Genomic DNA, 20,406 nt, shown 5'->3' with positions numbered 1-20,406 from the left:
AAACCCGCGATAATCAATCCCATGCTGCATAACCCGAGCTCACGGCCCCGGCTGTCACCCAGCAGTTACGAAGAAGACATCCAGCAGGTACTCGCGCCGCGCCTCGCGTACTTCGCGGCGGTCGCCCGCCACGAGCACGTCACGCGCGCGGCCCACGAGTTGGCCGTCCCGCAGTCGACGCTCTCGCGCGCCATGGTCAGGCTGGAGGAGGACCTGGGCGTCGCGCTGTTCGCCCGCAAGGGCCGTACCGTCTCGCTCACCCCCGCCGGGCGCACCTTCCTCACCACCGTCGAGCGCGCACTGGCCGAGGTCGAGCGGGCGGCGGAGTCGGTACGCGCCGACGCGGACCCCGCGACCGGCAAGGTCGCCTTCGGCTTCCTGCACACCATGGGCTCGGAAACCGTCCCCGGCCTGATCCGCGCGTTCCGCGCAGACCACCCGCGGGTCCGCTTCCAGCTCGTCCAGAACTACGGCGAAGCCATGATCGAACGGCTGCGCGCCGGCGACCTCGACCTCTGCCTGACCTCCCCCGTCCCCGACGCCCCCGACCTCGTCGCGCGCCGCATCGACGAGCAGCGGCTGCGCCTGGTCGTCCCGGACGACCACCGCCTGGCCACCCGGAAGCGCGTGCGGCTCGCCGAGGCGGCCGACGAGGCGTTCGTCACCCTCGAACCCGGCTACGGGCTGCGCCGTATCACCGACGACCTGTGCGCCGAGGCGGGCTTCAAGCCGCGCGTCGCGTTCGAGGGCGAGGAGGCGGAGACGCTGCGGGGCCTGGTGGCGGCGGGCCTCGGCGTCGCCCTGCTGCCGCCCCCGGCCGTGGCCCGCCCCGGCGTCAGGGAACTGACGGTGACGGCCCCGCGCGCCGTACGCGAGATCGGAGTCGCGTGGCTGGACGGCCACCCGGACACACCGCCGGTGGCCGCCTTCAAGCGCTTCCTGCTGTCGCGCAGGGGCCACTTGCTCCCGGAGTGAGCGAGGGGGACCGCTGGTCACGGACTGACGGCACCAGACGGATCACGCGTTTGCCCCTGGCAGAGGGTGGCGCGGGGCGCGCGTCGTGCGGGGCGGACGGTAGTGGGCGGCGCTAGCGTCGAAGTATGCCGACTCCTGCTACTCCGCAGCCGCCGCCCGCCCGCTACACGGTGGAGATCAAGCCCCGGGCTGCGGATGCCGACGGTCATCCCGACCATGGGTCCACGCTGCGGACAGCGGTGGTGGAAGCGACTGGCGGTACGGGGGCGTCCGGCTACCCCCGCTACGAGGGCGACGGGGTGGCGGCCGACATCGATCCCCGCACGCGCGCGGTGGAAGCGATCACCCTCGACGGAGGGGAGCTCCCGTACGGCTGGGTGGCGGAAGCGGTGCCGGAGGGTTGAGAGCCGGCTTCCCGAACTGGGGCTCCGTCCCAACCCGCCCTTCCTCAAAGGCCGGAGAGGCTGGACTCCAGCCCGTCCGCGTTCGGGAAGAGGCGGGTTGGGGAAGAGGCCCCGCGCAGCCGGAGTGCGTCAGCGCCGTAGCGCGTGGCCGAAGCCGGAGGCCAGGGGCATGCGCAAGCCCAGCGGCGGCGGCGCGGCCAGCGCGTCGGCCAGGGGGCGGGCGTACCCTCGGCCGAACAGCGCGCCCAGGACGAAGTCGGCCGCCAGGGCCAGCACTTCCGGGCGGTGCTGGCGCAGCGAGTGGCCGTCCGAGTGGACCTCGAAGCGGCACGTGTCCCGGTTGACCTTCTTCGCCCGCTCCGCCAGCCGGTACGACAGTTCCGGATCGGTACGTTCGTCATTCGTTCCGTGCACGATCAGCACATGGCGCCCGGCCAGCTGCTTCACCGGCTCCTCCGCCGCCGCGACATCGTCGTCCGGAAGCCACGGCGCGACCGCCAGCACGGAGTTCACAGCCGGGTGACCCGCCGCGTGCAGCGCCGCCCGCCCGCCCATGTCGATCCCCGCCAGACACACCGGTACGTCCCCGTAGCGCCGTACGACCTCGTCCGCCGCCCACGTCGCATCCGCCGCGAGCCGCGCGTCCGAGCCGTTCCAGCCGCGGCCGCGGTAGCGGACGACGTGGGCGACGAGCCCGTCCGCCCGCCCCGCCGCGGCCAGACTCCGCGCCAGCGGCCGTACACCGGCGTACGCCAGCGGGGAGGGTCTGCGCGCCGACATCGGTTCGCCTGGGGGGAGAAGCAGGACTACGCCGCACACCGTGCGGCGGTCACCGCCCCCGGCCACTCGGGCCGCTCCGACCGGCCGGCCCAATCGGGCGGCCCCGGAAACCGGGATTGCTTGCTGTGCCATGACAGAACAGTCTCAGAAGCCCAGATGTACTCCACCCGTCCGCGCGGTCACTGTTACGTATCGACAGAGGCGATCTACGCGCGTAGGAGGTAGAGTGCGCAGATGACGAGCGAGACCCCTAACACGCCCACCGCGGACCAGATCCGCCGCGCCCCGAAGGTGCTGCTCCACGACCACCTCGACGGTGGTCTGCGGCCCGGCACGATCATCGATCTCGCCCGCGAGGCGGGTTACCAGGCCCTTCCCGAGACCGACGCCGACAAGCTCGGCATCTGGTTCCGCGAGGCCGCCGACTCCGGTTCGCTGGAGCGATACCTGGAGACCTTCGCCCACACCTGCGCCGTCATGCAGACGCGTGACGCGCTCTTCCGCGTCGCCGCCGAGTGCGCCGAGGACCTCGCCGAGGACGGTGTCGTCTACGCCGAGGTCCGGTACGCCCCCGAGCAGCACCTGGAGAAGGGGCTGACCCTCGAAGAGGTCGTCGAGGCCGTCACCGACGGCTTCCGCGAGGGCGAGCGCCGCGCGAAGGCGAACGGCCACCGCATCCGGGTCGGCGCCCTGCTGACCGCGATGCGGCACGCCGCCCGCGCCCTGGAGATCGCCGAGCTCGCCAACCGCTACCGCGGCAACGGCGTCGTCGGCTTCGACATCGCCGGCGCCGAGGCGGGCTTCCCGCCCACCCGCCACCTCGACGCCTTCGAGTACCTCAAGCGCGAGAACAACCACTTCACGATCCACGCCGGTGAGGCCTTCGGGCTCCCCTCCATCTGGCAGGCGCTCCAGTGGTGCGGCGCCGACCGGCTCGGTCACGGCGTACGCATCATCGACGACATCGAGGTCGCCGACGACGGCAGCGTCACGCTGGGCCGCCTCGCCGCGTACGTGCGCGACAAGCGCATCCCGCTGGAGATGTGCCCGACGTCCAACCTCCAGACGGGCGCGGCCGACTCGTACGCCGCACACCCCATCGGGCTGCTGCGCAAGCTGCACTTCCGCACCACCGTCAACACCGACAACCGGCTGATGAGCGGCACCAGCATGAGCCGCGAGTTCGAGCACCTGATCGACGCTTTCGGCTACACGCTCGACGACATGCAGTGGTTCACAGTCAATGCGATGAAATCAGCATTCATTCCTTTCGATGAACGCCTTGCCATGATCAATGACGTGATCAAGCCTGGATATGCCGAGTTGAAATCCGAATGGCTGTTCCGGCAAACCGCCACGACCAGCGGTTCTTCCTCCACCCGAGGCTGAGTACTCCGCACCGGAGGCGGCCGGGAACGCGATTCCCGGCCGCTTTCGCGTGTTTGCGGCGGAGTCGCGGCGTGGCTAGCTTGCAGAGCCGCTCCCCATCCCCGTTTGCGAGGACGTTCTTTTCATGAAGCAGTCTGCTGCCAAGACCCTCGGTGTCGCCGCTCTCGGTGCCGCGTTCGCCGCTGCCGCCGCCGGCAGCGCATCCGCGGCGCCGGCCCTCCCGGCCGTACCCGACCTGACGGGCACGCTGAGCTCCGTCACCACGACGCTGCCCGTGCAGGACGTCGTCACCAAGCTCCCCGGCGGAGCTCCCGAGGCGCTGGCCGGTGCCCAGAACGCGCTCACCGGGGCTGCCACCACGCTGCCGGCGGCCCTCGGCGAGGCCACGTCCAAGGCCACGCCGAGCGGCGAAAAGGGCGGGCCCCGCAGCGCCGACCCGGTCAAGGGGCTGCTCGGCGGGCTGCCGACGGGCGGGCTGCCGGCGGGCTCGCTGCCCGGCCTCGGCGGCTGACGCACCCGCGCACCGCACGCGCAAAAGGGGCGCGCACCGGAATCCGTTCCGGTGCGCGCCCCTCCGTGTTCGTACGCCGGACTACCAGGCGGTCTTCGCGGTGTCTTCGCTGGGCAGGAACACCCACAGCGCCAGGTACACCAGGAACTGCGGCCCCGGCAGCAGACACGAGGCCACGAAGATCACTCGCATCGTGGTCGCCGAGGTACCGAAGCGCCGCGCCAGCGCAGCGCACACTCCGCCGATCACACGGCCGTTACGGGGGCGGACAAGGGCGGTCATGGCGGGCTCCTCGTGAGCTGGGCGGGGGGTCACTTCCGGTGTGCCTCCCGATATCTCCATACTGCTCGCCGAGACCCGCCCAAAGCGTCGCTCTACGGGGCGATCCCGACCCTGGGAATCGTCGGGGTACCCCCCTGAGACACCTCGTCCCGGCGCAGGGCACGGCCAGGTACCCGCCGCTGCATGCGGCGCAGCCGAGCCCGCCCCATCGGTACGACCGCGAGATGCGCCAGCGCCACCCCGGCCGTGTTCAGCAGCAGCGAGTCCACATCGACGACCCGGCCCGGCACCCCGGTCTGGAGCAGCTCGATCCCCAGCGAGAACAGCGCCCCGGCCAGGACCGTACGGGCCAGTGAGGCCACCGGCGACACCCGGAGCCGGCCCCCCGCCATCGGCAGCAGTACGCCCAGCGGCGCCAGCAGCAGAAGCCCCTCGCAGATGCGCCGCGCCGCCCGGGCGGGACCGAGTGCCAGATCCGCCTCGATGCCGGCCAGCGGCTGGAAGTTCGGTGCGGTCACCCACGGGACGTCCAGGGGGCGCAGCGTCAGCAACGCGACGAGCAGCAGATGCGCGGCGAGGAGTAAACCTCCCGCCGCGCGGAAGCGGAGGATGACGGCGCTGCCGTCCGAGCCATGACGCACGCCCCCCAAGACGCGGGTACCGGCAGGATCGGTTCCGCCTGGAGCGACAGTGTCTGGAGCGACCGTGTGACGAGCGACAGTGTGACGAGCCGGGCGGACACGCCGGCCGGTCCGGTCAGCGCGAAGGACGGATCTCACCCAGCGTAGGCAGTACCGATTCGGGACGGGCCTTGAGCGCGGCCGTGCACTGGTAGCCGCGTACGGCGTCGTCGGAAGGCCCGCCGAGCAGCACGGACCGGTCGGGCCCGGCCGCAGCACTGTCCGCGTACGTACAGACGATCTGCGCCAGCGCGTGCGTCGGCAGGTCCTCCGGCTGGCTGCTCAGCCGCAGCGTGCCCCGGGGATCGCCCTTGTGCGCCCCGGAAACGGTCAGTGCCTCCCGTACATCCGTGGAGAAACCTGCCTGCTTCTCCTCGTCCGACGGCTCCTTCTTCAGCTCGTCGAGGAGCGTCCGCGCGACCCGCACCCGGTCGGACAGCTCCTCCTCGGGGATCCGCACCGCCCGGTCCACCGAGACCAGCTGCGCGCCGCAGACCAGGTACACCTGGAGCGGTACGCCGGTCGCCGCCTCACCGGCGGAGTCCTGCGGCGGCAGCTCGCACGGCACGCGGGACGGCGCGGCGCCCGCGTCGACCGGCACCGAAGTGGTCCTGATCCCGCACCCGGCGAGCGCGACGCAGAGCGCGGCGAGGGCCGCGCAACGGGTCAGCCTGCGCCTCACTGGTCCTCGCACTCCTCGCCCTCCCTCAAACCGTCGCCCTCTTGCCCTTCGCCGTCCGCCGGCCGTGACACGTCCAGCGGCAGCCGCAGCACGAAGACCGCACCGCCCTCCGGCGAGTTGGCCGCGGTGATGTCCCCGCCGTGAATGTGCGCGTTCTCCATGGCGATGGACAGGCCGAGCCCGCTGCCCTCGGAGCGCGGCCGCGACGCGCTGGCCTTGTAGAAGCGGTCGAAGACATGCGGCAGTACGTCCTCCGGGATGCCGGGGCCGTGGTCCCGTACCTCGATGAGCAGTTCATGGTCGACGGGCCGCACCGACACCCGCACCGGGGAACCGCCGTGCTTGAGCGCGTTCCCGATGAGGTTCGCCAGGATGACGTCGAGGCGGCGCGGGTCCAGGCGCGCCATGATGCCGCGCTCGGCGTCGAGATCCACCGCGTCCAGCCACGCGCGGGCGTCGATGCAGGCGGTCACCTGGTCGGCCACGTCGACGTCGTCGAGGACGAGACGGGCCGTACCCGCGTCGAAGCGGGTCACCTCCATCAGGTTCTCGACGAGGTCGTTGAGCCGGCGCGTCTCGCTCACCACCAGGTGCACGGCGGGCGCGATCATCGGGTCGAGGTTGTCGGCCTCGTCCTCCAGGACCTCCGCCACGGCCGTGATCGCGGTCAGCGGGGTCCGCAGCTCGTGCGACATGTCCGCGACGAAGCGGCGGCTCGACTCCTCCCGCGCGCTCATGTCCGCGACCTTCTTCTCCAGCGACTCGGCGGTCTTGTTGAAGGTCCGTGACAGCTCGGCCAGTTCGTCCGTCCCCGACACCCGCAGCCGGGTGTCGAGCTGACCCTCGCCGAGACGCCGCGCGGCGTCCCCGAGCCGCTGCACGGGCTTGAGTACGGTCGTCGCCGCCGCCTGCGCGAGCAGCGCCGAGCCCAGCAGGGCGAGCGCGGTGGCGATGGCGAGGGACCAGGCCAGCGAGTTCAGGTCGTCGCGCTCCTGCTCCAGGGAGGTCAGCATGTAACCGGTGGGCCCGCCGCCGATCACCTTCGTGCCCGCGACCAGGGACGGCGGCTTGCCCTTCGGGCTGATGCGCACCCAGTACAGGTGGTACGGAAACTCGTTTGCGTCCGTGACCTTCTGCCGCCGGTTCACCGCGTCCTGAAGCTCCCGCGGTACGTCGTCGAGCGTCAGCGCGTCGATGTCCGAAGTGCCCGCGATCGGCTTGCCCGGCTCACGCTTGTCGACGAGCAGGACGCTGTAGCCGGGGCTGCCGCCGGCCGCCATCTGCGTCGCCGCGGCCTGGAGTTCCGGCTGCGTCGGCCGCAGCGGAAGGGTGGCCGCGCGGTTCTGCATCTCCTGCCGGAAGTTGTTCAGCGCGGCGTCCTGGGTACGGGTCAGCACCGCCTCGCGGTTGAGCCAGTACGCGATGCCCGACGCGGCGACGGCGGCCGTCAGCGCCACCAGGGCGAAGACGACGACGAGCCGCAGGCGCAGACTGGTCCAGCGCGGCCCCGTCTGCGGGGACTTCTCCTCGGCAGCGGTCACGAAGGCGAGTCCAGGCGGTAGCCGACGCCACGGACCGTACGGATGAGAGTCGGCGACGACGGTACGTCCTCGACCTTGGCCCGCAGCCGCTGCACGCACGCGTCCACCAGCCGGGAGTCACCGAGGTAGTCGTGCTCCCACACCAGCCGCAGCAACTGCTGCCGCGACAGCGCCTGACCGGGCCGGCGGCTCAGCTCCAGGAGCAGCCGCAGCTCGGTCGGCGTGAGCTGCAAGTCCTCGCCGTTCTTGGTGACCGTCATGGCGGACCGGTCGATGGTCACATTGCCGAACACGGCGGCGTCGTTGGCCTCCCGCTCGCCCCGCCGCAGCACCGCGCGGATACGGGCGTCCAGGACCCGCCCCTGCACCGGCTTGACGACGTAATCGTCGGCGCCCGACTCCAGGCCGACCACCACATCGATGTCGTCGCTGCGCGCCGTCAGCAAAATGATGGGCAGCTGGTCGGTGCGCCTGATGCGCCGGCACACCTCGAATCCGTCGATGCCGGGCAGCATCACGTCCAGCACGATCAGATCCGGCCGCTGCTCGCGCAGCAGTTTCAGGCCGTCCTCTCCCGTCGCCGCGGTGGCCACTTTGTGGCCCTGGCGTGACAGCGAGAGTTCGAGGGCCGTGCGGATGGCGTCGTCGTCCTCGATCAGCAACAGGAAAGGCACAGGGGCCATTCTGGCCCATGGGGGAGGAGTAGTTCGACAGTTGGAGCGCCCCCGTCCCTGTGACACGGCTGTGACAGTCGGCGGACACCCCGATGAAACAGCCAGGGCAAGCTCAATGGCACACGGACAGCAACGCACCGCAACGCACAGCACCGGACTCCACCGACGGGGGGCGCGAGATGAACGCACTGCACAGCACCACCTCCAGCGCAGTTGTCACGCGGCTCCACGACGTCACACGGAGCACCGAGTCCGGCGCGGGTGGGCGGGGGTGCGCCGTTCGCGGCATCGGGCGTCAGCGCACGCAGAGCACCATGCACGTGGCTGCCGTGCTCGACGCCTCTGTGGCGGGCAACGGGGGCAGCGGGGGATACGGGGGAGCGGCGTACCGGGAGGCCACGGGGGACGGGGCTTCGGCGTCGGAGGCGGAATTCACCGCCTACGTCCAGGAGCGCCGCGCCTCCCTGTACGCGACCGCCTACCACCTGACCGGCGACCGGTACGAGGCCGAGGACCTGCTGCAGAGCGCCCTCTTCTCGACGTACCGCGCCTGGGACCGCATCAGCGACAAGGCGGCGGTCGGCGGCTACCTGCGCCGCACCATGACGAACCTGCACATCAGCGCGTGGCGCAGGCGCAAGCTCAACGAATACCCGACCGAGGAACTGCCGGAGACGGCGAACGACACGGACGCGATGCGCGGCACCGAACTGCGCGCCGTGCTCTGGCAGGCGCTCGCCCGGCTGCCCGAACTCCAGCGGACGATGCTGGTCCTGCGGTACTACGAGGGCCGCACCGACCCGGAGATCTCGGACATCCTCGACATCAGTGTCGGCACGGTCAAGAGCAGCATCTGGCGGTCACTGCGCCGGCTGCGCGAGGACGAGGTCCTCAGCTTCGGCCGTGACGAGGAAGAGTCCTTCGGCGAGCTGGTGGCCTGAGGCGTACGGGGGGTACGGGGGCCGCTGTTTCGGGGGAGACGGCGGAACGTACGGGGGAAAGTGCGGCGGGGTCGTACAGGCGGGGGAGCCTGTACGACCCCGCCGCACTGTGCCCCGCCTCCTGTCGCTGGGGGTGGGGCACGGGCGTGCGGTCAGACGGGCCAGAAGTTGTCCGGGTCGTCAAACCATGCGTGCTGGCGGCCGTTGGAGCTGATGGCGAGGCCGAAACGCTCGAACCCGGGCCGCCCCTGTCTGTCCCACCAGCGGTACGCGGCCTCGACCTCGTCCCACAGGTTGCGCGGACCGGACTGGTAGACCTCGAACTCCTCGGCTTCCAGGACGTAGTCGGCCGACGCCCACGACTCGGTGTCGCTGCTGTAGAGCCAGAACGTGTACGCGCCGCCCTCGTACCTCTCAGCGCGCCAGAACACCCCCCGCACCCGCAGGCCGATGACGAACTGGATCAACCAGCTACCGGTGTCGGCCGGGGAGAGCGCGGTGGTGCTCTTGGTCGCGTCGGCGGGCCACGGCTGCCCCTTCAGGTACGCGTCGAAAGGGGGCCGGTCGGTGCGCTGCTGACGCAGTCGCATGAACGCGGAGGAGCGGGTGAAGCGTCCGGTGGCGGTGCCGTCTGCGGCGACGACCAAGCGCACGATGTGCTCTCCGCCGTACTCGGTGCCCCAGGGGGCGACGATCACCCCGCCGGGCTTCGTCTGCGAAATCCACGGGTAGGGGATGTTCCTCACCGAGCACGTCGCGATGACCCGGTCGTACGGTGCGCTGCCACTATGTCCGAGGCGGCCGTCCCCCGCGATGACCAGCGGGCGGAGTCCGGCGCGGCGCAGATTCTCACCCGCGACCCGTGATACGACCTCGTCATATTCGATGCTCACCACGTTCTCGTCACCGAGGCGGTGGGCGAGCAGGCCAGCGTTCCAGCCGGTGCCGGTGCCGATCTCCAGCACCGTGTTCCCGGCATGGACGTCGAGGTCGGCGAGCATGGAGAACACCATGCGCGGCATGGAGTTGGAGCTCGTGGGCGTGGTGCCCAGCCCGTCGCCCTGGTGCTTGCCGTCGTCCCACTGGGTCGTCAGGGGGATGTCGGAGTACACGGCGGATCGCCACGCCTGTGAATCGTCGGTGCGGGAGATGAGAGCTTCCTGGCGAGTGCCGTCGGCGATGCCGGGCCAGATCCGGTCGGGGACGAACAGCTCTCGGGGGACTGCCTCGAAGGCGGGCAGCCAATCGGTTGTCAATGCGCCCGTTTCTACGAGCGCGGAGGCGAGCCCCGGGGGACCCGCCTCCTCTGTGCGCGTCGTCATCGTGTGCCTACTTGCCGGTCGCGGGGCCCTGGCCGTCAGAGGTGTTCCCGCCCTCGTCGGAGCCGCCCCCGCCGTGTCCGGCGCCGCTGTTGGAGTCGTCCTGCTGGCTGCCGCCCTGGCCGTCGCCCTGGCCTCCGCCGTGTCCACCGCTCATGGCTTTCTCCTTCGTGTCGTGTTTTTGATGGTGCCGGATATCCCCGCCCTGTTGCCTGCGAGACCAATGAGGCGGGAAGTTTGGGATCTACTGCCGGACCGGATCGCTGACGATGGCCAGAGACCACCAGGGCAGAGACGAGAACGAGGTACACCAGGTACGCGAGCTGCTGCCCTCCAGCCCACGGGCGGCACCGTCTAAATGCACCGAGGACACCGGCAAGCCGGGTACTGGTTGCTGATCTCGGGCACGGCGTTCTTCGCCTTCGGGACGATGACCTTGGCGCGCTGCTCGACGGCCTTGCCGTCGCGGTTGACGGTGCGGATCCGCATCCACATTCCGCTCACCGCTCGTCCTTCTCGTCCTGGTCGATGTGGCAGCGGCGCAGGAACTTCTCCAGGCCCTGCTCCGACCGGGCCACAAGGCCGGGACTCGGCGTGCCGAGCGGAACCCAGTCGGAGGACGTGTAAGCGATGTTGTTACGCCGGGGCGCTTTCGCTCGGCACTCTGCGAGGGAGGGGTGCGGGCATGTGAGTTACTCCTGTCTGTCGGGAGGCAGCCGGGGGGTCCATCAGCACCCCTAGCGGCTGACATCAAGTCAACTCGCATGAACGCAAAGTGAGTACGGTAGGGAATACGTGGCACCTTGAAAGCCTTGAAAGTTCGGGGGACACACCGTGACAGCACGCACCCGCACACCGAATACGGCTCTCGCCGGACTCTTCGCCGAGACAGGGTGGACCAACGGCCAGTTCGTCCGCGCCATCCACCGCGCAGGCATCGAGGTTGGTGTGGCAGCGGACTATGACGAGTCCGCGGTGCCGCACTGGATGACGGGCACCATGCCCCGGAAGGCGGCTCGCCCCCTCATCCTTGAAGCCCTGTCGCGCAGGCTGGCAAGGCCGGTCACTGCGTTCGAGGCAGGATTCTCCAGATCACCTGATCTCTCGTCGGAACCTGCGGATACCGTGGCGGGACTGATTGACTTGGGGAGCGCGGACATGGACCCATCGCGGAGGGCGGTACTCGGCGTAGGGCTTTTCTCGGCGGCCCTGGCCATCCCCGGTTGGCCAGACGTCCTCGACCGTTTCGAGCGGCTGCGCAGTGACCCGCATACTCGCATCGGCATGGCCGAGGTCAACGCGGTGATCTCCATGACGGAGCACATAAGCGACCTCGATGACCAGTTCGGCGGCCGGATGGCCAGACCGCTGGCGGCGGCCTTCCTGGTCAACACCATCGCGCCTTACGTGAAGGCCGATGCCCCGGACGACGTGCGTAAAGCGATGCTGTCCGCCGCGTCTGATCACCTGTATCTCACCGGCTACATGGCGATGGATGAGCGCGCGGACGGCCTCGCGCAGCGCTACTACACGAAGGCCCTGGAGCTGGCTGGCGCTGCGGGCGACCATCTGACCTACTGCACCACCCTGCGCGGGATGAGTGTCCAGGCCGTTGACCTCGGCCACGGTCAGGTGTCCGTCCGGCTCGCCGACGCCGCGTCGGCCGCCTCCCCGCAGGCCGGCCCGCGCATGGTCGCGTTTCTGACCGGGCAGCAGGCCCATGCCGCCGCTCAGACCGGGCACCGCTCCGGCGCGCTGCTGAAGATGAAGGAAGCCGAGACTGCGATGGAGAAAGCCGAGTCCCGCGCGAAGGCGTTCGGCTCCTACGACCCGTCATCGCTGAACTACCACATCGGCCAAGTCCGGTACGAGCTTGGTGATGTGAAGGGTTCCATTGAGTCCCTGGAGCTGGCGGACCGCCTTCGTGAGCCGGTCTACCGGCGCACCCGGGTCCGGTACAACGCGATCCTTGCCGAGCGGAAATTGCAGGTCGGCCGCCTCGAAGAGGCGTGCGTCGGCTGGCACCGTGTCCTGGACGATTACCCGCACGTGCAGTCCGGCCGCTGTGACGACCGGGTCCGGGCGATGCTCTCCGCCATCCGCCCGCACCAGAAGAACGCTCATGCCCGTGAGCTGTACGAACGGGCACGTCCCATGATCAAGGTGCCAGCTACGTAGCGGCAGGTACCTGGCCGCCGCAGGCGCCCAGCGCAGCGGCTGCGTGCCGCAGCAGGCAACGTTCGCCCTGTTGTGGGATGACGCGCCGCCCGGGTCCTGGCCCTGGGCGGCCCACGGCCGTCAGCCTGCACCGGCGGCTGGTCCGCGACCACGAGCACCACCCGCCGGCTGACCGGCACCTCCACCGCGCCCTGACGGGGCGCATGAGCCGGGACGATCTGACTCTCGGGGCCGGGCCGGCGCAACTCCAAGTCCGCGAGGAGCAGATTGTCGCGCAGGCCGAGGCAGCCCGCGACGAGATCGCGGAGCTGACCGCACGGCTGGGCGAACTCGACCAGGCCACCGACCACATGAGGATCACCCGCAAGACACTCCTGGACCTTCCCGACCAGGGCGCTGGCGCCCGCCCCGTCAGGTCCGGTACTGCCGGACCACCCGGCCTACAAGCCGATCATGGCCGTGTTCGCCGAAACTGACGGGCCGCTGCGACCCCGTCAGCTGGGCCAGGCGCTGGACATGCCGATCCTGCCTAAGCACACCGAGGGCATCCGCGCCAAGCTCAAGCGTCTGGTCGATCGCAGCATCCTGGCCGAAGCCGAACCGGGACTGTTCACGCAGCTGCGGCCGTAGCCTGCTGACGGTTCCGCGACCGGCTCGCCTATCCCAACCGCAGCACCGAATCGGACATAAAGTCACGTACCGCCCTCTCGGTCACCCCTGGCTGTGCGGCTCTGCGTCCTGGCCGGTCGGTCCGTTCAGCGCCTTGACGTGTTGCATGTGCGTCAGGGTGCGGACCAGCCGGACTGCGAGAACGGCACAGACGATGTCGAGGAGGTCGCTGAGCATGAGAAGGCCGAGACCCACGTTCGTCTGGCCGATTGATTCGGCCGTGTCGTAGACCGCGCCGCCGGCCAGGGCGACGAAGCCCTCGGCGAGCCAGAAGCCCCACCAGAGGTTGATCAGGCCATGCCCCGGCCGGTTGGGCGCGTACGGTCCCACGGGACGGCTCGCGTCCCAGATGTCGAGGGTGATCCGCCGCGGGAACCACAAGTTGGCGACCGGGATGAGCCAACTCCAGCCGGTCCAGCTGCGGCCCCGTCGGTGAGTGCCCGGTGCGAAGATTTCGGCGTTGTCGCGCAGGCGGTAGAGCCAGCACACGTAGACGATTCCGGTGGAAAGGTAGAGCAGGCTCTGTAGCAGGCCGGAGAGGTCGTAGTAGAACTGCCTGTTCTCGACGCCGGGGACCGTCCCCAGGGCTGCCGCGGAGCGCGGCATGCCGCGCAGCAGGTCGTACAGATAGCCGCCCGAGGCGATAGACAGTATGTCTGTGACGATCACGGTGAAGAGCAGAAGGGAAGTGGCCACCCCCAGACCGACTGGTGAGCGCAGCACCGCGAGGTAGGGGGGCGAAGCGGGCGCGTGCGCTGAGTTCGAGTTCACAGTCCGACCAGCGCCTCCACCGTCTCAGACGTCACATCCCGCTCGCCTGGGCAACGAGCCCCACAGGGGGTGCGCTGGGCCCATTAAGGGACTGGGCCAGCGTCTGTGTGGTCCTGTATACCGACAGCCGACCTACCCATGTCGGGCCAAGGACTCCGGACGGCGCGTCACATCACGACAGGGCAAACGTTGCCTGCTACGCACAAAGCTACTAGCTTGCTGCCGGGGTGCGGTGGCGGCCTGCTGCTGCGGCTGCGAGGCGGCCCAGGGCCTCGTCCTTCGCGCAGGGGTGCGCACCGAGAGCCGTCTGGCGGCCTACGATCGCCCGCTCGGCCCGCATCAGCCGCCAGCCCCTGCGCAGCAGGAACGGGACTGATTTGCGGCCCTCCCGAAGATCCCGGAGCAGGCGTCGGCGGAACGTCGTGGACGGACGCCCGCGCAGGCAGAGCGCGTCGGCCAGTACGCCCAGCTCCTCGCAGCGCGCCACGATGTCCGCCGCGAAGATCCCCTCCGCCACGAACAACGGCGTGCGCTCGATGTCCAGCGCTTCCTTGTCCACGATGGAACTGCTGGCGATGGAGTACACCGGGACCGTCGTGCGCCCCGTACCGCACAGCTCCTCGATCGCCGCGACGGCGGCGTCCGCGTCCCAGGACAGCGGCGAGTCCCAGTCGATGTCCGTACTCCCCGCGACCCGCGGAAGCGTGGGGTCGTCGCCCTCTTTGTAGAAGTCGTCGAGCCGCAGCACGGGCAGACCCGTACGGGCGGCCAGCGACGACTTTCCGGAACCGGAAGGGCCGGTCAGCAGGACGACGCGCGTGGGAAGAGGGGATGAACTCACGGGCAACCATTCTGCGGCATTGAGCCGGTCGGGGGACCCCACCGGGGAGTGGTTGGTATCGAGCGTCACACCTCAACTACGCTGCGTGCGCTCATGATTACTCACTCAGGCGGGAATCCCATGGCACGTGAAGCAGGTCCCAAGTACCAGCGGAGCGCGCTGCTGCGCGCAGGTCTGGCCGTCGCCGCGGCCGGTGCGGCCCTTGCCGCCGGCGGTGGTGCGGCGCACGCGGGCCCGCCGCCGGCCCCGCAGGAGGCCGCGATCGACGTACCGCTGGAGAACCTCGATCCGGCGGCCATGCCCGGTGCGCTCGGAGCCGCGAGCGCCGGTGTGCTGGCCCCGGTCAAGGACTTCCGTCTCAACCCGCTGGCGGGGACGGGTGTGGACCCGCTGGACAACGGACTGGGCACGCAGGTCGCCGACTTCCAGCCGCTCAGCACGAAGCCGCTCACCGCCCCGCTCACGCAGGGCAACGCGCTGCGGGAGCTGCCGCTGGTGGGTCAGGCGGCGGGGCTGCTGCCGGGCTGAACCAGGTGGGAGTGCGGTGCGTGCGGGGGATGTGGGTCTGCGGGCATGCGGATGGGCCCGTACCGCCGAAAGCGGTACGGGCCCATCCGCAGGGGGATCAGTAGGCGGAGCCGGACGCGCCCAAGGAGCCCGTCGGGTGCCAGACCGTCTTCATTTCGAGGAAGGCCGTCAGGCGGTGCGTGCCCTGGTCGGCCGACCAGTCGCCGTCCACAGCCTGTGGACGCAGAACCCGCTTGAGGTTGTCCGCGGCGGCGATCTCCAGTTCGCGCGCCAGGTCGGCGTCCGCGCCCGAGAGGTCGATGGCGTTGACGTCCTGGTGCGCGGCGAGCGGCGCCGCGATCTCGCGCGTACGCCCGGTGAGGATGTTGACCACACCGCCCGGCAGGTCGGACGTGGCCAGGACCTCGCCGAGGGAGAGCGCGGGCAGCGGGGACTTCTCCGAGGCGATGACGACGGCCGTGTTGCCCGTCGCGATCACCGGGGCGATCACCGAGACCAGGCCCAGGAAAGACGACTCCTGGGGGGCGACGACGGTGACGACACCCGTGGGCTCGGGGGTGGAGAGGTTGAAGAACGGGCCCGCGACCGGGTTCGCGCCGCCGACGATCTGGGCGATCTTGTCGGTCCAGCCCGCGTACCAGACCCAGCGGTCGATCGCCGCGTCGACGACGACGGTGGCCTTCGACTTGGACAGGCCCTCCGCGTCCGCCACCTCGCGTACGAACTGGTCCTTGCGGCCCTCCAGCATCTCGGCGACGCGGTAGAGGACCTGGCCCCGGTTGTACGCCGTCGCGCCCGACCAGCCCCCGAACGCCTTGCGCGCGGCGACGACCGCGTCACGGGCGTCCTTGCGGGACGAGAGGGGGGCGTTGGCCAGCCACTTGTCCTTCGAGTCCGTCACTTCGTACACCCGGCCGCTCTCGGAGCGGGGGAACTTGCCCCCGACGTACAGCTTGTAGGTCTTGAGGACAGTCAAGCGGTCAGACATCGAGGTACGCCTCCAGGCCGTGACGGCCGCCTTCACGGCCGAAGCCCGACTCCTTGTAGCCGCCGAAGGGCGAGGTCGGGTCGAACTTGTTGAACGTGTTGGCCCAGACCACACCCGCGCGGAGCTTGTTCGCGACCGCGAGGATCCGCGAGCCCTTCTCCGTCCAGATGCCTGCCGACAGGCCGTACTGGCTGTTGTTGGCCTTGGCGACGGCCTCGTCGGGCGTACGGAACGACAGCACCGACAGCACCGGGCCGAAGATCTCGTCGCGCGCGACGGTGTGCGCCTGCGTGACGCCCGTGAAGAGCGTCGGCGCGAACCAGAAGCCGGAGGAGGGGAGATCGCACGGCGCGGACCAGCGCTCGGCGCCCTCCGCCTCGCCGGTCTCGGTGATCTTGGTGATACGGGCGAGCTGTTCGGCGGAGTTGATGGCGCCGATGTCGGTGTTCTTGTCCAGCGGGTCGCCCAGGCGGAGAGTCGAGAGCCTGCGCTTGAGGGACTCGAGGAGTTCGTCCTGGATCGACTCCTGGACCAGGAGGCGCGAGCCCGCGCAGCAGACCTGGCCCTGGTTGAAGAAGATGCCGGTGACGATGCCCTCGACGGCCTGGTCGATGGGGGCGTCGTCGAAGACGATGTTCGCGCCCTTGCCGCCCAGCTCCAGGGTGACCTTCTTCGACGTACCCGCGACCTGGCGGGCGATCGCCTTGCCTACGGCCGTGGAGCCCGTGAAGGCGACCTTGTTGACGTCCGGGTGCTCGACGAGCGCGGCGCCCGCCTCCCCGTAACCGGGAAGGATGTTGACGACGCCCTTGGGGAGGCCCGCCTGGCGGCAGATGTCCGCGAAGAAGAGCGCGGAGAGCGGGGTCGTCTCGGCCGGCTTCAGGACGACCGTGTTGCCCGTCGCGAGTGCCGGGGCGATCTTCCACGCCAGCATGAGGAGGGGGAAGTTCCAGGGGATGACCTGGCCCGCCACGCCCAGGGGGCGCGGGTTGGCGCCGTACCCCGCGTGGTCGAGCTTGTCGGCCCAGCCCGCGTAGTAGAAGAAGTGCGCGGCGACCAGGGGGAGGTCCGCGTCGCGGGTCTCCTTGATCGGCTTGCCGTTGTCGAGGGTCTCCAGGACGGCCAGCTCGCGTGAGCGCTCCTGGATGATCCGCGCGATGCGGAAGAGGTACTTCGCGCGCTCGGAGCCCGGCAGCGCGGACCACTTGTCGAACGCCTTGCGTGCGGCCTTCACGGCGCGGTCGACGTCCTCGGTGCCCGCTCGCGCCACCTCGGAGAGGACTTCCTCGGTGGACGGCGAGATCGTCTTGAAGACCTTGCCGTCGGCCGCGTCGGTGAACTCGCCGTCGATGAAGAGTCCGTAGGAGGGGGCGATGTCGACTACCGCGCGGGACTCGGGAGCCGGTGCGTACTCGAATACAGATGCCATGGTGTATCAGTCCACCGTCACGTAGTCGGGACCGGAGTAACGGCCGGTGCTCAGCTTCTGCCGCTGCATCAGCAGGTCGTTCAGCAGCGAGGACGCGCCGAAGCGGAACCATTCGTTGCTGAGCCAGTCCTCGCCGACCGTCTCGTTGACCAGCACCAGGAACTTGACCGCGTCCTTGGTGGTGCGGATGCCGCCGGCCGGCTTCACGCCGATCTGGATTCCAGTCTGCGCCTTGAAGTCGCGTACGGCCTCAAGCATCAGCAGGGTGTTCGGCGGGGTGGCGTTCACGCCGACCTTGCCGGTGGACGTCTTGATGAAGTCCGCGCCCGCCAGCATGCCGATCCACGACGCGCGGCGGATGTTGTCGTACGTCGAGAGCTCGCCGGTCTCGAAGATGACCTTCAGGCGGGCCTTGTCGCCGCACTCGGCCTTCACGGCCACGATCTCTTCGTAGACCTTCAGGTAGTGACCGGAGAGGAAGGCTCCCCGGTCGATCACCATGTCGATCTCGTCGGCCCCGGCGGCCACGGCGTCGCGTACGTCGGCGAGCTTCACCGGGAGCGCGGCGCGGCCGGCTGGGAAGGCGGTGGCTACGGAGGCGACCTTGATGTCGGTACCGGCCAGGGCCTCCTTGGCGGTGGCCGCCATGTCCGGGTAGACGCAGATCGCGGCGACGCGCGGCGTGGTGCGGTCGGTCGGGTCGGGATTGGCGCCCTTGGCGCAGAGCGCCCGGACCTTGCCCGGGGTGTCCGCGCCTTCGAGCGTGGTCAGGTCGATCATGGAGATGGCCAGGTCAATGGCGTACGCCTTGGACGTGGTCTTGATCGAACGGGTACCGAGGGACGCGGCGCGCGCTTCGAGGCCGACGGTGTCTACGCCGGGGAGCCCGTGCAGGAAGCGGCGCAGCGCTGCGTCGGACGCGGTCACGTCGGCGAACGCGGATGCGGGTGCAGTGGTGGGCATGGTCACCACTGCAGCATATCTACGCGCGTAGCGACCTGTACAGCCCCTGGGGCGGATGACTGGGAGGAAGGGGAGGAAGGGGAGAAGTGATCTCTGTTGCCCGCCGGTGACATGGAAGGGACGACTCCACCGCACACCCTCCCTAGATTCATCCATGCAGCCCGCCGCCCGGCATTCCGCCGGTCCGCAACTCTCTCTGACCAGGAGACCCGCATGTCGAGCCTGAACTCCCGCCGTCGTACCACCCTCCGAGCCCTGACCACCGTGGCGCTCGCCGCCGCCCTCCTGACCCCGGCCGCCACAGCCATCGCCAGCGGCCCGGCTTCGCCCGCCGCGTCGGCCGTGTCCGCCGTGTCCGCCGCGAAGTCCGCCGCCCCGATACGGAGCCAGAAGCTGGTCGACGGCAGCACCGCCAGGATCTACAAGCTGGGCGCCCACCACTACCGCATGGACAACATCTCCCGCGACGGCCACCTCCTCGGCACCCTGGAGGCCAAGAACGCCGACGCGGGTGGGCAGCACAACGGAATGTTCGTCGTTCTGACCCGCGACGGTGAGGTCGTCTCCTGGACCGGCCGTGCGCGCTACGGCGCTGGTACGTTCCCGCTGCCCGACGGCAGCACCGCCAAGGTCGCCAAGGTGGCGGCGGGCCACTTCACTCTGAAGATCGTCCATCAGGGGCGGGTCCTTGGGACGCTGGTCGCCAACAACCGTGCCGCGGCCGTGAACGCCAACGGGATGTACATCGTCCTGACGCCCGACGGCACCCACAGCGCCTGGACCCGCTGAGGCGGGACGCCGGCGGCTGGGACGTTGCCGTAACGCAATCTCCCGGCCGCTCCCGGCCGTCGTGGTTCAGGCAGAATCACCCCATGACAAGCAGCCCCAAACCACCCTCCGAGCCGACGTACGCCGACCGAGTGTTCCGGTCGCCCTCCGCCCTGGCCGGCGGAGTCCTGGTGCTCGCGCTGGCCGCCTGGGTCGGCGGCGACGCGCTGGTGCGCGGGGAGGGGCGTACGCCGTGGGCGGCCGTGGCGGGGCTGCTGTTCGCCGTGCCGCTGGTGGTGGCGTTCACGCTGCGGCCCGCCGTCTTCGCCAACGACGACCGGCTCCGGATCCGCAATCCCTTCCGTACGATCACGCTGCCGTGGGCGTCCGTCGAGGGAGTACGGGCCGGGTACTCCAGCGAGGTGTTCGCGGGCAGCAAGAAGTACCAGCTGTGGGCGATCCCGGTCTCGCTGCGCCAGCGCAAGCGCGTCGCCCGGCAGCAGGCCAGGAAGGCGACGGACGACCCGTACGGCCGGACGTCCGCCACCGCCGACGTCACGGACACGGGCGCGCGCAGGGCGCCGGCCGACCAGACGGTCGACGATCTGCGGGAGCAGGCGGAGCGGTGCGCGGGGCGGGCGACCGCGCAGGGCAGTCCGTCTGTGCGCTGGGCGTACGAGATCATCGCGCCGTGCGTGGTGGGCGCGATCGCGCTCGCCGTGCTTTTCGCCACTGGGTGAAGCCGACGCGGGGTCTTTTCGGCGGGAGCGTTGGGGTCGGTGCCGCGCCGTGGCGGCCTTCCGGGTTTCGTGCGGCTGCGCCGGACTCCGTCCGTCGGGCGGTCGGCCGAGGCGGTCCTCGTGGTCGGGGGTGCGGGTGTCCGGGTTTCGGGGGCCCGGGCGTTGAGGTCGGTGCCGCGCCGTGGCGTCTCCTCGGGCGTCGAACGTTCGGGTACTGCGTTGTTTCGTCGGGGTGGTTGCGTTCAACGCCCTGCGGGGAGCGCCCCGCCACGTCCCCTCCTGGCACCGTGGACTGTGAGGGGGAGCGCCCGGCTCCGTCCTCTCCTGGCACCGTGGCTCGTTCGGCGGGGTCG

The 20,406-nt window shown here is 70.1% G+C and carries 25 protein-coding genes; 11 read left to right on the top strand and 14 right to left on the bottom strand.

Annotation, left to right across the window (positions count from 1 at the left end):
* The first annotated feature begins 21 nt into the window (after positions 1–21).
* Together J7E96_RS02420 and J7E96_RS02415 are read left to right on the top strand one after the other, a co-directional pair.
* Positions 22–975 (top strand): LysR family transcriptional regulator, encoded by a 954-nt coding sequence (locus J7E96_RS02420; RefSeq protein WP_215126936.1) that lies wholly within the window; start codon positions 22–24, stop codon positions 973–975.
* A gap of 125 nt (positions 976–1,100) precedes the next feature.
* The gene (locus J7E96_RS02415) at positions 1,101–1,379 is read left to right on the top strand and encodes a hypothetical protein (RefSeq protein ID WP_215126934.1); all 279 of its coding nucleotides are present in this window, start codon (positions 1,101–1,103) and stop codon (positions 1,377–1,379) included.
* Between the two features lie 129 nt (positions 1,380–1,508).
* Here the strand turns inward: J7E96_RS02415 and J7E96_RS02410 are convergent, their stop codons facing one another.
* Positions 1,509–2,291, bottom strand: coding sequence for a S9 family peptidase (locus J7E96_RS02410; RefSeq protein ID WP_215126932.1), 783 nt, complete (start codon positions 2,289–2,291; stop codon positions 1,509–1,511).
* Between the two features lie 102 nt (positions 2,292–2,393).
* Here J7E96_RS02410 and J7E96_RS02405 point away from each other — a divergent pair, with 102 nt between their 5' ends.
* On the top strand, positions 2,394–3,548 hold the full coding sequence (locus tag J7E96_RS02405) for an adenosine deaminase (RefSeq protein WP_215126930.1): 1,155 nt from the start codon (positions 2,394–2,396) through the stop codon (positions 3,546–3,548).
* Between the two features lie 124 nt (positions 3,549–3,672).
* Complete coding sequence (locus J7E96_RS02400; protein ID WP_215126928.1) at positions 3,673–4,059, top strand: ATP-binding protein; 387 nt, start codon at positions 3,673–3,675, stop codon at positions 4,057–4,059.
* A gap of 81 nt (positions 4,060–4,140) precedes the next feature.
* Here the strand turns inward: J7E96_RS02400 and J7E96_RS02395 are convergent, their stop codons facing one another.
* The 5 genes from J7E96_RS02395 to afsQ1 form a co-directional block, all read right to left on the bottom strand.
* Positions 4,141–4,341 (bottom strand): PspC domain-containing protein, encoded by a 201-nt coding sequence (locus tag J7E96_RS02395; protein WP_215126926.1) that lies wholly within the window; start codon positions 4,339–4,341, stop codon positions 4,141–4,143.
* 92 nt (positions 4,342–4,433) lie between these two features.
* Positions 4,434–4,982 (bottom strand): VanZ family protein, encoded by a 549-nt coding sequence (locus J7E96_RS02390; RefSeq protein WP_308295809.1) that lies wholly within the window; start codon positions 4,980–4,982, stop codon positions 4,434–4,436.
* 115 nt (positions 4,983–5,097) lie between these two features.
* Positions 5,098–5,715, bottom strand: coding sequence for a hypothetical protein (locus J7E96_RS02385; protein WP_215126922.1), 618 nt, complete (start codon positions 5,713–5,715; stop codon positions 5,098–5,100).
* Entirely contained in the window at positions 5,700–7,244 is a 1,545-nt protein-coding gene (locus J7E96_RS02380; RefSeq protein ID WP_215126920.1) for a cell wall metabolism sensor histidine kinase WalK, read from the bottom strand. The genes J7E96_RS02385 and J7E96_RS02380 overlap by 16 nt, the downstream gene beginning before the upstream one ends.
* Entirely contained in the window at positions 7,241–7,918 is a 678-nt protein-coding gene (afsQ1, locus tag J7E96_RS02375) for a two-component system response regulator AfsQ1 (protein WP_215126918.1), read from the bottom strand. Before afsQ1 ends, J7E96_RS02380 begins: the two co-directional genes overlap by 4 nt.
* A gap of 179 nt (positions 7,919–8,097) precedes the next feature.
* Here afsQ1 and J7E96_RS02370 point away from each other — a divergent pair, with 179 nt between their 5' ends.
* On the top strand, positions 8,098–8,859 hold the full coding sequence (locus J7E96_RS02370; protein ID WP_215126916.1) for a SigE family RNA polymerase sigma factor: 762 nt from the start codon (positions 8,098–8,100) through the stop codon (positions 8,857–8,859).
* Between the two features lie 152 nt (positions 8,860–9,011).
* Here the strand turns inward: J7E96_RS02370 and J7E96_RS02365 are convergent, their stop codons facing one another.
* The 3 genes from J7E96_RS02365 to J7E96_RS02355 all read right to left on the bottom strand — a co-directional run bounded on the left by J7E96_RS02365 (position 9,012) and on the right by J7E96_RS02355 (position 10,682).
* Positions 9,012–10,181 (bottom strand): methyltransferase domain-containing protein, encoded by a 1,170-nt coding sequence (locus J7E96_RS02365; protein ID WP_215126914.1) that lies wholly within the window; start codon positions 10,179–10,181, stop codon positions 9,012–9,014.
* A 7-nt stretch (positions 10,182–10,188) separates the two neighbouring features.
* Entirely contained in the window at positions 10,189–10,335 is a 147-nt protein-coding gene (locus tag J7E96_RS02360; RefSeq protein ID WP_215126912.1) for a hypothetical protein, read from the bottom strand.
* 197 nt (positions 10,336–10,532) lie between these two features.
* Positions 10,533–10,682, bottom strand: coding sequence for a hypothetical protein (locus J7E96_RS02355; RefSeq protein ID WP_215127088.1), 150 nt, complete (start codon positions 10,680–10,682; stop codon positions 10,533–10,535).
* 330 nt (positions 10,683–11,012) lie between these two features.
* On the opposite strand from J7E96_RS02355, the gene J7E96_RS02350 reads away from it, so the two are divergent.
* From J7E96_RS02350 to J7E96_RS37000, 3 genes are all read left to right on the top strand, one after another.
* Positions 11,013–12,356, top strand: coding sequence for a tetratricopeptide repeat protein (locus tag J7E96_RS02350; protein ID WP_215126910.1), 1,344 nt, complete (start codon positions 11,013–11,015; stop codon positions 12,354–12,356).
* Between the two features lie 77 nt (positions 12,357–12,433).
* Positions 12,434–12,832 (top strand): hypothetical protein, encoded by a 399-nt coding sequence (locus J7E96_RS37005; protein ID WP_251069282.1) that lies wholly within the window; start codon positions 12,434–12,436, stop codon positions 12,830–12,832.
* Positions 12,810–12,986, top strand: a complete 177-nt coding sequence (locus J7E96_RS37000; protein WP_251069281.1) for a hypothetical protein — start codon at positions 12,810–12,812, stop codon at positions 12,984–12,986. The genes J7E96_RS37005 and J7E96_RS37000 overlap by 23 nt, the downstream gene beginning before the upstream one ends.
* 81 nt (positions 12,987–13,067) lie before the next feature.
* Here the strand turns inward: J7E96_RS37000 and J7E96_RS02340 are convergent, their stop codons facing one another.
* Together J7E96_RS02340 and J7E96_RS02335 are read right to left on the bottom strand one after the other, a co-directional pair.
* Positions 13,068–13,721: a DUF4328 domain-containing protein gene (locus tag J7E96_RS02340; RefSeq protein ID WP_215126908.1), complete on the bottom strand. Its 654-nt coding sequence runs from the start codon at positions 13,719–13,721 to the stop codon at positions 13,068–13,070.
* Positions 13,722–14,007: 286 nt separating this feature from the next.
* Positions 14,008–14,643 (bottom strand): ATP-binding protein, encoded by a 636-nt coding sequence (locus tag J7E96_RS02335; RefSeq protein ID WP_251069302.1) that lies wholly within the window; start codon positions 14,641–14,643, stop codon positions 14,008–14,010.
* 114 nt (positions 14,644–14,757) lie between these two features.
* On the opposite strand from J7E96_RS02335, the gene J7E96_RS02330 reads away from it, so the two are divergent.
* Entirely contained in the window at positions 14,758–15,165 is a 408-nt protein-coding gene (locus J7E96_RS02330; protein ID WP_215126905.1) for a hypothetical protein, read from the top strand.
* A 97-nt stretch (positions 15,166–15,262) separates the two neighbouring features.
* Here the strand turns inward: J7E96_RS02330 and J7E96_RS02325 are convergent, their stop codons facing one another.
* The 3 genes from J7E96_RS02325 to deoC are packed head-to-tail and all read right to left on the bottom strand — an operon-like array spanning position 15,263 to position 18,545.
* Positions 15,263–16,153 (bottom strand): aldehyde dehydrogenase, encoded by an 891-nt coding sequence (locus J7E96_RS02325; RefSeq protein WP_215126903.1) that lies wholly within the window; start codon positions 16,151–16,153, stop codon positions 15,263–15,265.
* Entirely contained in the window at positions 16,146–17,582 is a 1,437-nt protein-coding gene (locus J7E96_RS02320) for an aldehyde dehydrogenase family protein (protein ID WP_215126901.1), read from the bottom strand. Before J7E96_RS02320 ends, J7E96_RS02325 begins: the two co-directional genes overlap by 8 nt.
* A gap of 6 nt (positions 17,583–17,588) precedes the next feature.
* Positions 17,589–18,545 carry a deoxyribose-phosphate aldolase gene (deoC, locus tag J7E96_RS02315; protein ID WP_215126899.1) on the bottom strand — a complete coding sequence of 319 codons (957 nt, stop codon included), beginning with the start codon at positions 18,543–18,545 and terminating at the stop codon, positions 17,589–17,591.
* Positions 18,546–18,758: 213 nt separating this feature from the next.
* Here deoC and J7E96_RS02310 point away from each other — a divergent pair, with 213 nt between their 5' ends.
* Both J7E96_RS02310 and J7E96_RS02305 read left to right on the top strand, forming a co-directional pair.
* Positions 18,759–19,334, top strand: a complete 576-nt coding sequence (locus J7E96_RS02310; protein WP_215126897.1) for a hypothetical protein — start codon at positions 18,759–18,761, stop codon at positions 19,332–19,334.
* Between the two features lie 83 nt (positions 19,335–19,417).
* Positions 19,418–20,053, top strand: coding sequence for a PH domain-containing protein (locus tag J7E96_RS02305; protein WP_215126895.1), 636 nt, complete (start codon positions 19,418–19,420; stop codon positions 20,051–20,053).
* Positions 20,054–20,406: the final 353 nt, after the last annotated feature.

It is taken from the genome of Streptomyces sp. ISL-96 (assembly GCF_018614035.1).
Lineage (GTDB): Bacteria > Actinomycetota > Actinomycetes > Streptomycetales > Streptomycetaceae > Streptomyces.
Note: the sequence above shows the minus strand (reverse complement) of the source record. Positions and strands in the feature narration are given on the sequence as shown.